This is a genomic window from Marinobacter lacisalsi (assembly GCF_042651045.1).
Lineage (GTDB): Bacteria > Pseudomonadota > Gammaproteobacteria > Pseudomonadales > Oleiphilaceae > Marinobacter > Marinobacter lacisalsi.
Genome location: NZ_JBHSDI010000015.1, coordinates 104774 through 117906 on the forward strand (window position 1 = coordinate 104774; position 13133 = coordinate 117906).

Below are 13133 nucleotides of genomic sequence, written 5' to 3' on the forward strand. Positions count from 1 at the left end.
AGGACTCAGTAGATTAGCCAGCCACCGAAGACCAGGGCCAACACGCCCAGCCCGAGAACGATAAACAGGCCTTTCGGGGCATCCGGGGCCTGTTGCCCGGCCATTTCTGCTCTTGCACGTTTGATTTCGGCCCACGTGTATTCACCCGCGAAGGTGACGTCAGTATCCTGCATGCCCGGAGCCCAGGTACATTCCTTTTCCTTGTGCTTGTGTTTCATGAGTCTTTATCCTGAAAAGTCTCATACCAGCTTAACGGCTACAGACCCGGATCACCAACCACGATTGCGGAACCATTGCACAGACCGGTGATCCACCCGACGCCCGACGCGTACATTCAGGACCTGTCAGCCAACGCCAGAGCCCGGATCGGGAGTTTCGAAATGGATATGATTTTCTACGATGGCCACTGCCCTCTTTGCCTTCGTGAAATTGCCGTCCTCCGCCGTATGGAGCGGGGTGGCCTGTCCTTCGTCGACATTCATCAGCAGCCCGACAGCGGTCCACTGGCCCCGGGGCGCGATCAACTGCTGCGCAGGCTCCATCTGGTGGCTTCCGACGGCAACTGGTACATCGGCCTGGACGCAACGCTGAGGGCCTGGTCTCACACTTCTGCAGGCTGGCTCTTCAAGCCCCTGGCCTGGCCACTGATCAATCCTGTGGCACGGCTTCTTTACAATCAGTGGGCCGATCGACGGTACCGGCACAGGTACGTCTGCAACTCGTGCACCCGGATATGACGCCATTGGGAGCGCCGGAGGGGGTTGCAATCACCCTCGGTGGCACCAATACCTGTTGTCGAGTGGCACTTTCATTTACCACCAAGCCGGAGTAATCGTATGAAGGTATTAATGGTTCTTACATCCCACAGCCAGATGGGCGACACCGGTCACAAGACCGGCTTCTGGCTCGAGGAATTCACCGCCCCGTACTACGTCTTCCGCGATGCCGGTGCCGACATCACCCTGGCCTCACCGAAGGGCGGACAACCTCCGGTCGACCCCAACAGCGAAGCCGATGATGCCCTTACCGACAGCACCCGCCGCTTCAGTGACGATGAGCAGGCCCGGCAGTCGCTGGCCAGCACGAAGAAGCTGGGTGACGTCAACATCCATGAGTTTGATGCGGTCTTCTACCCCGGCGGCCATGGCCCACTGTGGGATCTGGCCGACGATGCCGACTCCATCAAACTGCTGGAAGAAGCCAACAAGACCGGGAAAGTGATTGGTGCGGTATGCCATGCGCCCGCCATTTTCAAGCGCCCGGAATCACCCAACGGCGACTACTTCGTAAGGGGCCGGACAGTGACCGGCTTCACCAACAGCGAGGAAGAAGCGGCGGGCCTGACCAGCGTGGTGCCCTTCCTGGTGGAAGACATGCTGAAGGAAAACGGCGGCAACTACAGCCGTGGAGACGACTGGGCGCCCCACATCGTGGTGGATGGCAACCTGATCACCGGCCAGAACCCGGCCTCCTCCGAAGGCGCCGCCAAAGCCGTTCTGCAGGCATTGCAGGACTGACACGCCTCAGGTAGATGCAGGGCGCTCGTCAATCGGGGCGCCCTCGTCGCATTTGACGCAGTTCAGCTCGAACCCGAGCATGGACTGCCGGCCCTCGGGGGACACAACCCAGGGCCGGTTAACCCACGGCGGCTGATGACGCACATGCTGGTTGTGACCACAGGCCAGCTGCGCGACCCAGTGGTCTTCCTGATCCTTGTGATAGCCGGTGATGGGTTGTTTCATAGCACTCGAAACCGGTTGCTGTCTGTTATGCCGTTTGCCTCGGCGCTCTTACCTTAACCAGTTGCGCGATCCGCCGTCCAACCGGGCAGCAGATACACCCCAATCTATCGCTATAACCGACAGAATCCCCACCACCCAGCCAGCAGGATCATTTGGCTTGCCATGCCTCTGGCGGTGTCCCATCGCTTCACTAGACTGAACGGGTGTCCCCTCTGGGACGCCAACAATCATAATAAGCAGGGACGAGTCATGTTCAAGAAAAAACACTACATTCAGTCACTTCCCGTACTGACTGCCATGCTGGCCAGCCTGGCCCTGGTGGGCTGCGAGTCCGATTCCTCCGATAATGACGACGCGGAGAACGGGGCCACGTTGCCGGAACTCTCCGAGGAAGCGGTCCGGCCCATTGTGTTCGTGCATGGGGGCGCCGGCTCCGCCGCCCAGTACATGAGCCAGGCCATGCGTTTTGCCAGCAATGGCTACCCCGAAAACTACATCTTTGCCTTCGAGTATCACGGCGTAGCACCCCATAACCCTGCCGAGCTGGACGCCTTTATTGATGATGTCCTGGCGGAGACCGGAGAGGAGCAGGTGTACCTCGTGACCCATTCCATGGGCACCTACGCCGGCTATGAAGGTCCCCTTCTGTCCGGAGCCAACTACACCGGCTACCTGTGGGTTCCGGAATACGCCGCCAAGGTTGCCAAGTTTATCGGCCTGGATGGCCTCGAAGCCGCGGAATGCCCAGGTGGCGTGCCCTGCATCGGTATCTTCGACGAGGATGACGGCCGGGTCCTCGGCGAAAACACCTTCTACCTGGCCGACCAGGAACACGTGGAAACGGCCACCTCCGCCGAGTCCTTTGCGATCCAGTTCACCTTCCTGACCGGCGAGGAGCCGACCTATACCCATATCGTCCCGGAAGACGGTCCCGTGGACATCTCAGGTCGCGCCGTGATCTTCCCGAATAACACGGGCACCGACGGCGCCACCCTGGAAGTCTGGCCGGTGGATCCGGACACCGGCTTCCGCAGCGGTGACACGCCCATGGAGACCTACAGCATTGGCGCTGACGGCAGCTGGGGCCCGACCGAACTTGACCCGGACAGCCACTACGAGTTCACCCTGATCCGCACCGACCACAGCAACCTGCACTTCTACCTGCAGCCGCTGCCCCGGGACACCGACCTGGTCAGGCTCAACGCCTCCGCCACCGGTTCCGAGATTCTCGCCAACACCAACACCGGGGAAGATCATTCCACCCTGGTGGTCACCCGTCAGCGGGAGTGGATTGCCGATGCGCCGGACGGGGAACGGGACGAGCTGTGGATCAGCACGGTCAGCCCCCAGTGGGGTAATCAGGCTGAGGTGAACGCCATTGTCGAGGGTGTGACCAATGGCAACATTGCCCTGCATATCCACGATGACGAATCCACGCCAGCCCACTCCAGCCTGGAGCTGCTGAACTATTTCCCCGACCAGGCCTTCCAGTCCGGAGTGGATGTCTACATGCCCGCCAGTGACTATCCCGCCGACGATAATCCCGGCACCATCACCCTGCGCAGTGTGCCCCACGGCAACGACGGTGCCGAACAAATCCTCAACGTGCCCAACTGGCCCTCCGCCAGCGACCGGATTTCCGTTCAGTTCAACGACTGGTGGTGACCGCACCAGGGCTGCGCAACGCAGCCCTGGCCATTCTCCAGCCATGGTTATTGCCGACAGCAGGCCTTGAATTTCCTGCCGCTACCACAGGGGCAGCGGTCATTCCTGCCCGGATCAAGCCGCCCTTCGCGGGTGTTGCCACTGCTGTAATACCAGCGCCCGTCCTCACGCACAAAGGCGGATTCCTCCTCCAGGAAACCGAAACCGCCCTGAACGCGGTACAGCGCGCGGAAGTGCACCTGCCCACGATCGCCATCGGATCCGGACGACAACACCTGAAGGCCAACCCAGTCCGGGGAGTCATCCAGTTCCAGGGTGGCGGGTCGGGTATCCGGGTGCCAGGTGGCCAGCAGATAATCCGTCAGGCCCAGAACAAAGGCGCTGTAGCGGGAGCGCATCAGCGCCTCGGGAGACGAGGCAACCGCTTCCTGGCGGTGAAAGCGCTGGCAGCATTCCGGGTAGGCCTTGCCGCTGCCGCACGGGCATGATGACATTGATGAACTCCTTGAAAATCACTGGCGCCAATCTATCACAAAGGGACCGATAGCTAGCTATCAGCCAGTATGTTATAACCAGCCTTCTCCCAGCTGTTATCACTTCACCTGATCAGGCCTTTACCGTGCCGGCAGATATCACGATCTATCATCTACTTCTGGCCAACCTGGTAGTCCTTGCCGGTTCCTGCCTGCAGGGTGTGGCCGGCTACGGTATCGGCACCCTGGCGGCGCCATTGCTGTTCCTGATCTCGCCGATGTTCATTCCGGCCCCGCTGACCCTGAACGCGGGCGTGCTCACCGTGCTGATGCTGGTTCGCAACCGTACCAGTCTGCAGATACGGGAAGTGCGCTACGCCATTGGCGGTGGCCTGATCGGCGCCGCGCTGGCCGGTTTTACACTGACTGTCATTACCGCCAAGGGCTTTGAGCTGATCTTCGGAACACTGATCCTGCTGGCGGTGGCACTCAGCGTGGCCGGCCTGAAGCCCCGGCTCAACCCCCGCAACAGCGTGATTGCCGGCACGGCATCCGCCTACATGGGCACCATTACCGCCGTCGGCGGGCCGCCCATTGCCATGATCTACCAGAATGAGAAAGGCCCGCTGGTACGCGCCAATATGTCGGCCTTCTTCCTCTTCGCCAACGTGTTCGTCCTTGCCACACTGGTGTTGTCAGGCTACCTGGGCGTCACGGAGCTGTGGCTGTTCGTGGCCACCATGCCCGGGGTTTTTATCGGCTTCTGGCTCTCCGCCGGGCTGGTGAACCGGCTGCCGTTCGAGGCCCTGCGCCCCATCATTCTGGGCATTGCGGCGGTGGCGGGGCTGGCGGCGCTGATCCGGGGCCTGATCAGCCTTGGCGCCTGATCTCGTCGATACGGGCGTCTTTCTGTTCCCAGAGCTGCCGGACCCAGGCCTGGAAGGTGTCCCGGAAATCCGGGTCGTTGGCGTAGTCCCCCACGAACAGTTCCGGCGGCACCGTGCGGCTGCGAACGTCCACAATCACCCGGGACACCTGGCCGCTGAGTAGCTCCCAGAAGCCAGGGACCCGCCCTTCCGGGTACACGATGGTGACGTCCAGCAGATAACGCATCTGCTCCCCCAGGGCGGCCATTACGAAGGCAATACCACCGGATTTGGGCCTGAGAAGATGCCGGTATGGTGAACCCTGCTGGCGATGCTTGGCGGGGGTATAACGGGTGCCCTCGAGAAAATTCACCACGGTGACTGGGAGGTCGTGAAACTTCTCGCAGGCCCGCTGGGTGATCTCCAGATCCTTGCCCCGGTCTTCCGGGTGCTTTTCCAGGTGCTCCTTGCTGTAGCGCTTCATGAAGGGATAGTCCAGCGCCCAGAAGGCCAACCCCACCAGCGGCACCCAGATCAGCTCCTTCTTGAGGAAAAACTTGAAGAACGGGGCCTGGCGGTTGAACACCTCCACAAGCGCCGGGATATCCACCCAGGACTGGTGGTTGCTGACCACCAGGTAGGGTTGGTCCCGCGCCAGGGTAACATCACTGCGGATATCCCAGACCGTGGGTGTCATTAGCCTGAAGATGGACTTCAGCCCCTCGGCCCAGGTTTCGGCGATCCACATCACCCCCGCCGAGCACAGCCTTTGCAGCCACTTGACGGGCACCAGTGCCTTCACCAGCCCCATCAGCATCATGGGACCAATACCGACCAGGGTAATCACCAGAATCAGCAGGCAGATGGTGACTGCCCTGACAACCTGTAAAACCAGCACGCCTGTACCTGCCTTTACTGTTCATTGTTGACGGTTTACCGACGAATGATAGCGTTTCACGGTTGTCCCTTCACCTTTTGCCCCGACCACTCGGTCAAGCCCTGCGGGGGCCGCTTCTTCCCCCTGGCAAAAAGGGCTACCATTGCCCGTCCACGTCAATGACCACAGAGGAATAACAAGATGACCCAGCAGTTTGACGGAAAGGTGGCCCTGGTGACCGGTGCGGCAGCAGGTATTGGTGAAGCTACCGCCCGGGCGTTTGCCGCCGCCGGTGCCAGCGTGATGATGGCGGACATCAATCAGGAAGCGGGGGCCAGAGTGGCGGCCGCTATCAATGAGGCCGGCGGCAAGGCTGCCTTCGTACGCTGCGACGTAACCCGGTCAGACGACGTGAAGCATCTGGTTGAACAGACCGTCGAACAGTTCGGCCGCCTGGACTTCGCGTTCAACAATGCCGGTGTGGAGTTGGAGCGCGCCAAGCTGGCCGACGGCGACGAAGGCATCTTCGACGCCATCATGGACGTCAATGTGAAGGGTGTGTGGCAATGTATGCGACAGGAGATTCCGGTGATGGTGAATGCCGGTGGCGGCGTGATCGTCAACACCGCCTCAGTGGCCGGGTTGGGTGCTGCCCCTGCAATGAGCATCTACAGCGCCAGCAAGCATGCGGTGGTTGGCCTGACCAAATCGGCAGCGGTGGAGTACGGCCGCCGGGGCGTACGGGTCAACGCCATCTGCCCTGCCGTCATTGACACGGACATGCTGCGCAGGGCGGTGGAAGACGACCCCCGCAAGGAGGAAGTCCACAAGAGCATGCATCCCATCGGTCGCATCGGCCAGCCGCAGGAAGTAGCCGCCGCCGTACTGTACCTGTGTTCCGAGGGTGCCGGTTTCACCACTGGCGTTGCCCTGCCCCTGGACGGTGGCTATACCGCCATATAGGGCTGGTGTCCCCCCTGGGTAATTCGTTAGCTGCCGAGCCCCTGATGGCGAGATGACGAGTCCTGTGACCGATGTTGCCAGCCCTTTATGTGGAACCGCCACACCTGCGGACTGGCGCCCTGGCAGCAGGTTAACGAATGACCCGGACGGGGCAATACCGCCGAAGCGGTCGCCGGGCTCACATGTCGCGGGTGCTGGCGATCTGCCGCGCCAGGCGCATCGCCTCGTTCTCCTCCATCTTCTTCAGGGAATCCACCAGTTCCTTGGCTTCCGGAATTTCCGCCTTGCCCCCCAGGCTGTCATACAGGTCGATGACCTGGTCGTGAAAACGGAAGATTTCTTCGCAGATTTCTTCAAACCCCAGGGACGCAAAATGGGTGTCCGCCGGATCGCTCACCTTCACCGGCTTGTGCTTCATGTAGTCATACAGACGGGTATCCAGCGTCTTGCGGTCGGCCTGGCGCTCGAACTCATCGGTGATGCGCACCAGCTCCTGCTCGTGGTCCGCCAGGTAGGTCAACAGGGCGCCGGCCTGCTCATCGGCATTGCTCCCGGCGCTTTCCTGCATGCTGCGGGCGAGAAAACCGTGCATGTCCCGCACCCAGTTGATCAGGTCTTCGAACGTTTTGATTTCCATTGGCGTTCCTTATTCCGCGATATCAGCAGTTTATTCGGTCTCTACGGGAATCCTAGCGCAGTAAACCCACTGCATCCATCAAACCCTGAACTGTGACACCAGCTCCCGCAGCCGTTCGCCCAGCCGGGCCAGTTCCCGGCTTGCATCATTGGTCTGGGTAACACCGGCATCGCTGTTCTGGGCCGCCTCCACGATACGCACGACGTTCTTGTTGATCTCCTCGGCCACCTGACTTTGCTCTTCGGCCGCCGCCGCAATCTGTGTTACCTGGTCGTGGATGTGCTCCACTGACCGCTCAATAGTGCTCAACGCGGAACTGGCATGATTGATTCGCTCCACCGTCTCATCTGACAGCCCCTGGGATGATCGCATCCGGTCCACGGCACTGCGGGTTTCACTGGTAAAGCCGTCGATCATTTCCCGGATCTGCCCCGCCGATTCGCCACTACGCCTGGCCAGCTGGCGCACTTCGTCCGCCACCACTGCAAAACCACGCCCATGCTCGCCGGCCCGGGCAGCCTCGATCGCCGCGTTGAGGGCGAGCAGGTTGGTCTGGTCGGTGACTTCATGGATGACGTCCAATACTTTCTGGATATCATCACTTCGGGCCGCGAGTGCCTCAATGGCGGTGGCGCTCTCCAGGATATTCTGCGACAGCTGAGCCACCGACTGCTGGGAGCCCGCCATGGTCTGGCCGCCTTCCCTGGAGAGGCGATCTGCATCCGCCCCCGCCTGCTGCACCTCATTGGCGTTTTTCGAGATCTGGTGGATGGTGGCAGCCATTTCCGTAATGGCCGAGGCGATCTGGTCCGTTTCCGACCCCTGGACCTGAACCGAAGCCCGGGTCTCTTCAGCCACGCTGCTGAGCTCCTCGGCAGCCGAGGCCACCTGACGGGTGGTTTCATCCACCTCCCGGATGGTGCCGTGAATCTTTGCAATAAAGGCGTTGAAGCGCTGGCATAGCACCGCCAGCTCATCATTGCCCTCGTCCGGCAGACGGTGGGTGAGGTCACCATCACCCTCGGCCACCTCCCGCATCATGTCACTGACACGGGCCAGCGGACGAGTCACCGTGCGGCCGACCAGGCCACCCAACACAGCGGCAATCACGATCACAACCACCGTGGCCAGCAGGATAAATATCAGCGCCTGGTTGATGTTCTCGTCAATCTCGGCCCTGGCTTTGGCCAGGGTGGCCTCGATGTCGGTGATGTAAACCCCGGCACCGATCATCCAGTCCCAGTCGTCAATCAGCACGGCGTAGGACAGCTTGGGCTCAATCGCACCCCCTGCCGCCGGATTGGGCCACTCGTACGCGTAAAACCCATTGCCGGCTGCGGCTTCGAACAGGTCGCCGATCAGTTCGCCAACTTCCGGGTCCTCGGAAATACCCTCGCGGTCAGGGTCCGGGCGGTAGGCCAGGTTGAACATGTCCCGGCGCCAGGCAAACACATAGTTGTTATTGCCGAATTCGATGGACCGGATACGGCTGCGGGCCTCCTGCCTGGCCTCCTCGTCCGACAGGGCCGGGTCACTCCGGGCTTCACTGATGATGGAGCGGGTCGTTTGCACCACATCTCTCAACCCTTCCTTGCGGGCGTCAGTCAGGGTCCGCTCCAGGCGCTGCAACTCTGCTTCACCACTGGCCTTCAGCTGCGACGTGGTGAGCCATGCCACGGCGACGCCTGTCAGAATCACCGGTAGCAGAACCGCGAGAAGCAAGCGGCTACGAATGTTTAAACGGGTCATGATAGTCATGGTCAATACTGCCTTGGTCTGGAAACCACGGGTATACCCCGACTATAGGCGCCAGAAGGGACAGAGCCTTGATCAGCGGCAATAAAAACTCACCGTGATGCGGCACTTATGGCCGATGGTATCCGGTCAGCTCCATGTACCCTTCACCGCTGTGCGTGCCGGTCACCGTCACCGGACTTTCCCAGTAAGGGTAGAGACCGCGGTTCCAGTACTCGCCTTCGGGCGCACCTACAATCAGGTCAATACCGCGGGATGGTACCTCTATTCGCCACTCCGCCGGCACCCGACCATGGTCGGTAGCACGCCAGACGCTTGCGGTCAGCTGAATCTGGTCCGCCGACAGGCTGTGTACGTTGCCATCCGGCCCGCGCCAGGTACCGGAACGGAAGCCCCCCTCACCACGACCGACACGGAACACCATCAACCGCCCGCCGTTCTCCAGCCTCAGGGCGAACCAGTCCCACCCCTGCTGGTCGGAGCGCAGGAACTGGCTGCTCCACTCCCGGTCCAGCCAGCCGGTGCCATTCACCTGGTGCTCCGTGCCATCCACGGTGACGGTGCCTGTGATGCCGATGTCGGTAAGGCTGAAGTACATGGAGCCCTGGCCGCTGTCTGTCTTGGCACTGAAGCCCTGTTCACCATGACGAATGACCCTGTCATCAGGCGCCAGCTCCAGCTGGTAGGACCAGTTCTCTCCCGAGGCAGTCAGATGCCAGCGACCGGGTTCAACCGCTTCCAGTCGCCAGTGGTCCAGCCATACCTGCAGGGGCTCGGCCCGGGCGCCAGCCTGGCCGATATCGCCCCTGGCAAAGCGTTCCGAGAACCAGTGATGGCCTTGGAATGACACCGCACCATGGGCCATCCAGGCCGACTGTAGTGGCCAGCGGGCGGCCGGAGGCGGTTCTTCCGTCACTGGTCGCGGCTCCAGCCCCTGCCGGAACTGGGTCCACTGCAGGCCCATGGGCTGGCCGTCGGCCGTTCTCAGGTTGGCGGTGAGGTACCACCATTCGATCCGGTGTTGCGGATGGGCGCCCCAATCGCCGGGCAGCTCGATCCGGTCTTCCGCAGACGGCTGGCGGAACGCGGACTCTGGCGCAGAATCCGCCAGGCCGGCAAAACCCTCCGGTTCCGGTGTGTCCGTGCAGCCCGCCATGACCAGCCAGACAACGGCCACGGCGTAGCCACTCAGTGTCCTGATCATCGCTCCTGTCCTCCATCCAGACGGGGCGCCTGTACCGGAGCCCGCGACCGGTCAATACTGGCCAGCCAGCCCACCACTGCCGCGGCCAGGCCAAACAACAGCAGCAGTTCCAGCCAGTACCCGGGGTAGATGGCCATGGGCAGCGTCCAGCCAAAGGCCACCGGGTTGATGCGGTCCACCAGGACCCAGGTCAGGGCAACGCCCACCGGTAGTGCCGCCACCCAGATGGCCAGCATGAATTCCGCAGTGAGTATGGTGATCGTTCGCCGCCGTTGCCGCCGGGTCAGCCCCCACGCGGAGAGCAGGCCGACATACCAGGCCCGCGAGCGCAGCACCACCCAGCCGGTCATCAGCAGGGCCGTGCCGGCCAGCATCAGGGTGAGGTAGCTGATCGACCGCGTCAGGGCAAAGGTCTGCTCGAACACCCGGGTGGCCAGGCGATGGATGGTGCCGTTGTCCCGCACCTGCAGGGAATCAACGTTCCAGGCTGCTTCCAGCCCGGACACAACGTCTGACCGGGAGGCGCCGCTGTCCGCGAGCTTAATGGTCAACGACCGGAAACCGGCCACAAAGCCTTCGGGCAGGTAGCGGATATCCAACAGGATCTCTCCAGCGGGCCGACCGTAGTCGGCATACACCCCGGCGATCTCCACCGTCATCGCCTTCCCCGCGATGACCAGCGCCAACTGGCTCCCCGGGGCCAGTTCCCGACGGCGGGCCAGTTGCTCGTTGACCAGAACATCGCCATCAGCCAGCGCCTGCCACGGCCGGGATACAGCAGCCAGCAGGGACCATTGGCGGATCAGGGAAGACGTGGTGTCGGTCGCCATCAGGTCCACCTGCTGCTCCCCTTCCGGCAGAGGCACGCGGGCGCGCCCGTGCACCACCGGATGCCACTGCGTCACCCCCTCCTGCTTCTCCAGCCAGGCAGCCGCCGGCGCCAGTGGCTCGCCCTCCGGTATTTCCACAAACAGATCACCGGCCAGACGCTGATCAAGCCAGCCATGGAACGTGCCTTCGAAGGTGGAGACCAGGGCATGAACCGCAATCACGGTTCCGGCCGCCAGCTGCAGGGCAACCAGGGGCAGGGCCAGGCGTCGTGCAAGCACGCCCAGTTCCCGTCGGCGCCAGAGCTTCAGCGGGGGCGTATCGGGTGTTGGCGACAGGCTCCAGGCCAGCAGCGCTGGCGTGATCAGACCGGCACCCGTCAGCAACAGCGCGGTGCCCAGGAAGACGGTCACCAGGGTCTGCGCCGGCACGATCAGCAGGATACCAGCAACAACCAGGACCACCCCGAATACCGGATGCACCTTTGGCCGGGTACTGTCAGACCCACCCCGGAGCAGGTCCAGTCCACACCAGAGCACCACCAGAATCATCATCCCCAGAGTCACCAGGAACCCGGCAAGCGACTCGCCGGTGGCCAACAGGTCAGTTTCGAAGAGGTTGTCAAGCGCGGCTCCGAAACCACCGGCAAGCGTGTCAGCCAGCTTTTGCCCAAGCAGGTAGCCGGGCACCACTCCCAGGCCGGCCAGCACCATCAGCTCCAGGAGCAGATGCAACCTCAGGCGCCGGCGGGTAACGCCATAACGTTCCAGCAGACCCAGACTTTCCCGGCGCTGGGCCAGTGCCAGGGTGTAGACGCTGCGAATCAGCAAGGCCGACACCAGTACCACCAGAAGCCCCAGGGCATCCAGATTCAGCAGGAAGCTGTCAGACAGTTCACCGGTGGTCAGCCCCCCGGGGTCAGCCTGACGTTGCCAGCCTTCGGGCAAAGGTGCGGCCCCCTCGCTGACATAAAGACGCAGGGTGGACGCATAACCCGCGGCCGCCTGTTCCGCCGCTTCGGCAATATCCACGAATGGCTGACCGTCCAGGGAGAGCCCCGCACCCGGAGCGCCCCCCTGAGCACAGGCCATGGCCAGGGGATCAATGCCGACCACCTGACCCCTGGCCTCACCAGCCGCCACCTGAAGCCAGGGAAAAACGCAGAGACCGGCGCGCCTGAGGCTGGCAAAATCGGCCACCGTAACCGGGGCACCATCGTCACGCACCACCTGCTGTCGACCGGACAACTGGCTATCACCCGCCACCATGCTGTCGCGGGCCTGCTCCGTCAGGGTCCACACGCCGGACCAGAGCGCGGTTGCCAGGGCAAGAATCAACCACAGGGCGAGCAGCTGCAGAGGATGGCGCCGATAATGGCTGAGTACGGCCCGCAGTATCACTGCTGCCCTCCGCCCGCCAGGTCAAGGCGCCGGTTACACCGGTCCGCCAGCTCAAGGTCATGGGTTGCGAGGATCAGGCTGCACCCCTGGGCCTGCTGCCAGTGGAACAGTGCATCGGCAACGTCCCGTGCCGTATGGCGGTCCAGGCTGCCGGTGGGTTCGTCCGCCAGCACCAGGTCCGGCCCCATCACGAATACCATGGCCAGGGCGGCCCTTTGACGCTGCCCGCCGGAGACCTGATCCGGGTAGCGGTCTTCCAGCCCTGCCAGGCCAAGGCGGCTCAACCAGTCGCGGACTGGTCCGAACGACCGCCCGGCCAGATCGGCACGCAGTTTCAGGTTTTCCTCCAGAGTCAGCGCGGGCATCAGGTTGCTGTCCTGGAACACCACCCCGATCCGTTGGCGACGCAGCCCCGCCCACTGGTCGTTACTCAGGGACGCACCTTCATGGCCAAGCACGTGCACCTCACCGCCATCAATGCCTTCCAGCCCGCACAGGATATTGAGCAACGTGCTCTTACCAGACCCCGACGGTCCGGTCAGGGCCAGGGATTCGTGCGATGCAAGCCGCAGCGAAAGGCCTGTAAATACCGGTACAGCTTCCGCACCGGTAGCGTAGGATTTGCGCAGTCCTGACACATTGACACTGGTCACCACCCACTCTCCTGCCAAAGATGCACGCCGGCCCCATAAGCGTGCATAAAACCGCTTTTCGCACAGTAAG

The 13133-nt window shown here is 62.4% G+C and carries 14 protein-coding genes; 5 read left to right on the forward strand and 9 right to left on the reverse strand.

Annotated elements, in window-relative coordinates:
- Positions 1 to 5: 5 nt before the first annotated feature.
- Positions 6 to 218: a hypothetical protein gene (locus ACFOZ5_RS12090; RefSeq protein WP_379887633.1), complete on the reverse strand. Its 213-nt coding sequence runs from the start codon at positions 216 to 218 to the stop codon at positions 6 to 8.
- Positions 219 to 380: 162 nt separating this feature from the next.
- Between ACFOZ5_RS12090 and ACFOZ5_RS12095 the strand changes: the two genes are divergently transcribed.
- Complete coding sequence (locus ACFOZ5_RS12095) at positions 381 to 737, forward strand: thiol-disulfide oxidoreductase DCC family protein (protein WP_379887635.1); 357 nt, start codon at positions 381 to 383, stop codon at positions 735 to 737.
- 99 nt (positions 738 to 836) lie between these two features.
- A complete protein-coding gene (locus ACFOZ5_RS12100) occupies positions 837 to 1517 on the forward strand; it encodes a type 1 glutamine amidotransferase domain-containing protein (RefSeq protein ID WP_379887637.1) in 681 nt (226 codons plus the stop codon).
- Positions 1518 to 1523: 6 nt separating this feature from the next.
- Here the strand turns inward: ACFOZ5_RS12100 and ACFOZ5_RS12105 are convergent, their stop codons facing one another.
- Positions 1524 to 1742, reverse strand: a complete 219-nt coding sequence (locus ACFOZ5_RS12105; protein WP_379887639.1) for a DUF3565 domain-containing protein — start codon at positions 1740 to 1742, stop codon at positions 1524 to 1526.
- A gap of 249 nt (positions 1743 to 1991) precedes the next feature.
- Here ACFOZ5_RS12105 and ACFOZ5_RS12110 point away from each other — a divergent pair, with 249 nt between their 5' ends.
- Positions 1992 to 3407: an alpha/beta fold hydrolase gene (locus ACFOZ5_RS12110; protein WP_379887641.1), complete on the forward strand. Its 1416-nt coding sequence runs from the start codon at positions 1992 to 1994 to the stop codon at positions 3405 to 3407.
- A 47-nt stretch (positions 3408 to 3454) separates the two neighbouring features.
- On the opposite strand, the gene ACFOZ5_RS12115 is transcribed toward ACFOZ5_RS12110, so the two are convergent.
- On the reverse strand, positions 3455 to 3901 hold the full coding sequence (locus tag ACFOZ5_RS12115) for a YchJ family protein (RefSeq protein WP_379887643.1): 447 nt from the start codon (positions 3899 to 3901) through the stop codon (positions 3455 to 3457).
- Between the two features lie 125 nt (positions 3902 to 4026).
- Here ACFOZ5_RS12115 and ACFOZ5_RS12120 point away from each other — a divergent pair, with 125 nt between their 5' ends.
- Entirely contained in the window at positions 4027 to 4767 is a 741-nt protein-coding gene (locus tag ACFOZ5_RS12120) for a sulfite exporter TauE/SafE family protein (protein ID WP_379887645.1), read from the forward strand.
- On the opposite strand, the gene ACFOZ5_RS12125 is transcribed toward ACFOZ5_RS12120, so the two are convergent.
- A complete protein-coding gene (locus ACFOZ5_RS12125) occupies positions 4751 to 5644 on the reverse strand; it encodes an acyltransferase (protein ID WP_379887647.1) in 894 nt (297 codons plus the stop codon). The two genes, ACFOZ5_RS12120 and ACFOZ5_RS12125, sit on opposite strands and share 17 nt — an antisense overlap.
- 180 nt (positions 5645 to 5824) lie before the next feature.
- On the opposite strand from ACFOZ5_RS12125, the gene ACFOZ5_RS12130 reads away from it, so the two are divergent.
- The gene (locus ACFOZ5_RS12130; protein ID WP_379887650.1) at positions 5825 to 6586 is read left to right on the forward strand and encodes an SDR family oxidoreductase; all 762 of its coding nucleotides are present in this window, start codon (positions 5825 to 5827) and stop codon (positions 6584 to 6586) included.
- A gap of 178 nt (positions 6587 to 6764) precedes the next feature.
- Here the strand turns inward: ACFOZ5_RS12130 and ACFOZ5_RS12135 are convergent, their stop codons facing one another.
- The 5 genes from ACFOZ5_RS12135 to ACFOZ5_RS12155 all read right to left on the reverse strand — a co-directional run bounded on the left by ACFOZ5_RS12135 (position 6765) and on the right by ACFOZ5_RS12155 (position 13063).
- Positions 6765 to 7223 (reverse strand): ATPase, encoded by a 459-nt coding sequence (locus ACFOZ5_RS12135; RefSeq protein ID WP_379887652.1) that lies wholly within the window; start codon positions 7221 to 7223, stop codon positions 6765 to 6767.
- 78 nt (positions 7224 to 7301) lie between these two features.
- Positions 7302 to 8981: a methyl-accepting chemotaxis protein gene (locus ACFOZ5_RS12140; protein ID WP_379887654.1), complete on the reverse strand. Its 1680-nt coding sequence runs from the start codon at positions 8979 to 8981 to the stop codon at positions 7302 to 7304.
- A 106-nt stretch (positions 8982 to 9087) separates the two neighbouring features.
- Positions 9088 to 10182: a lipocalin-like domain-containing protein gene (locus ACFOZ5_RS12145; protein WP_379887656.1), complete on the reverse strand. Its 1095-nt coding sequence runs from the start codon at positions 10180 to 10182 to the stop codon at positions 9088 to 9090.
- Positions 10179 to 12410, reverse strand: coding sequence for an FtsX-like permease family protein (locus ACFOZ5_RS12150; RefSeq protein ID WP_379887658.1), 2232 nt, complete (start codon positions 12408 to 12410; stop codon positions 10179 to 10181). The genes ACFOZ5_RS12145 and ACFOZ5_RS12150 overlap by 4 nt, the downstream gene beginning before the upstream one ends.
- On the reverse strand, positions 12407 to 13063 hold the full coding sequence (locus ACFOZ5_RS12155; RefSeq protein ID WP_379887660.1) for an ABC transporter ATP-binding protein: 657 nt from the start codon (positions 13061 to 13063) through the stop codon (positions 12407 to 12409). The genes ACFOZ5_RS12150 and ACFOZ5_RS12155 overlap by 4 nt, the downstream gene beginning before the upstream one ends.
- Between the last annotated feature and the right edge of the window lie 70 nt (positions 13064 to 13133).

What these genes read in the sequence shown, in the direction of transcription:
- ACFOZ5_RS12090 (WP_379887633.1), bottom strand. Translation starts at nt 218, where the DNA reads ATGAAACACAAGCACAAGGAAAAGGAATGTACCTGGGCTCCGGGCATG.
- ACFOZ5_RS12095 (WP_379887635.1), top strand. Translation starts at nt 381, where the DNA reads ATGGATATGATTTTCTACGATGGCCACTGCCCTCTTTGCCTTCGTGAA.
- ACFOZ5_RS12100 (WP_379887637.1), top strand. Translation starts at nt 837, where the DNA reads ATGAAGGTATTAATGGTTCTTACATCCCACAGCCAGATGGGCGACACC.
- ACFOZ5_RS12105 (WP_379887639.1), bottom strand. Translation starts at nt 1,742, where the DNA reads ATGAAACAACCCATCACCGGCTATCACAAGGATCAGGAAGACCACTGG.
- ACFOZ5_RS12110 (WP_379887641.1), top strand. Translation starts at nt 1,992, where the DNA reads ATGTTCAAGAAAAAACACTACATTCAGTCACTTCCCGTACTGACTGCC.
- ACFOZ5_RS12115 (WP_379887643.1), bottom strand. Translation starts at nt 3,901, where the DNA reads ATGTCATCATGCCCGTGCGGCAGCGGCAAGGCCTACCCGGAATGCTGC.
- ACFOZ5_RS12130 (WP_379887650.1), top strand. Translation starts at nt 5,825, where the DNA reads ATGACCCAGCAGTTTGACGGAAAGGTGGCCCTGGTGACCGGTGCGGCA.
- ACFOZ5_RS12135 (WP_379887652.1), bottom strand. Translation starts at nt 7,223, where the DNA reads ATGGAAATCAAAACGTTCGAAGACCTGATCAACTGGGTGCGGGACATG.
- ACFOZ5_RS12140 (WP_379887654.1), bottom strand. Translation starts at nt 8,981, where the DNA reads ATGACTATCATGACCCGTTTAAACATTCGTAGCCGCTTGCTTCTCGCG.
- ACFOZ5_RS12145 (WP_379887656.1), bottom strand. Translation starts at nt 10,182, where the DNA reads ATGATCAGGACACTGAGTGGCTACGCCGTGGCCGTTGTCTGGCTGGTC.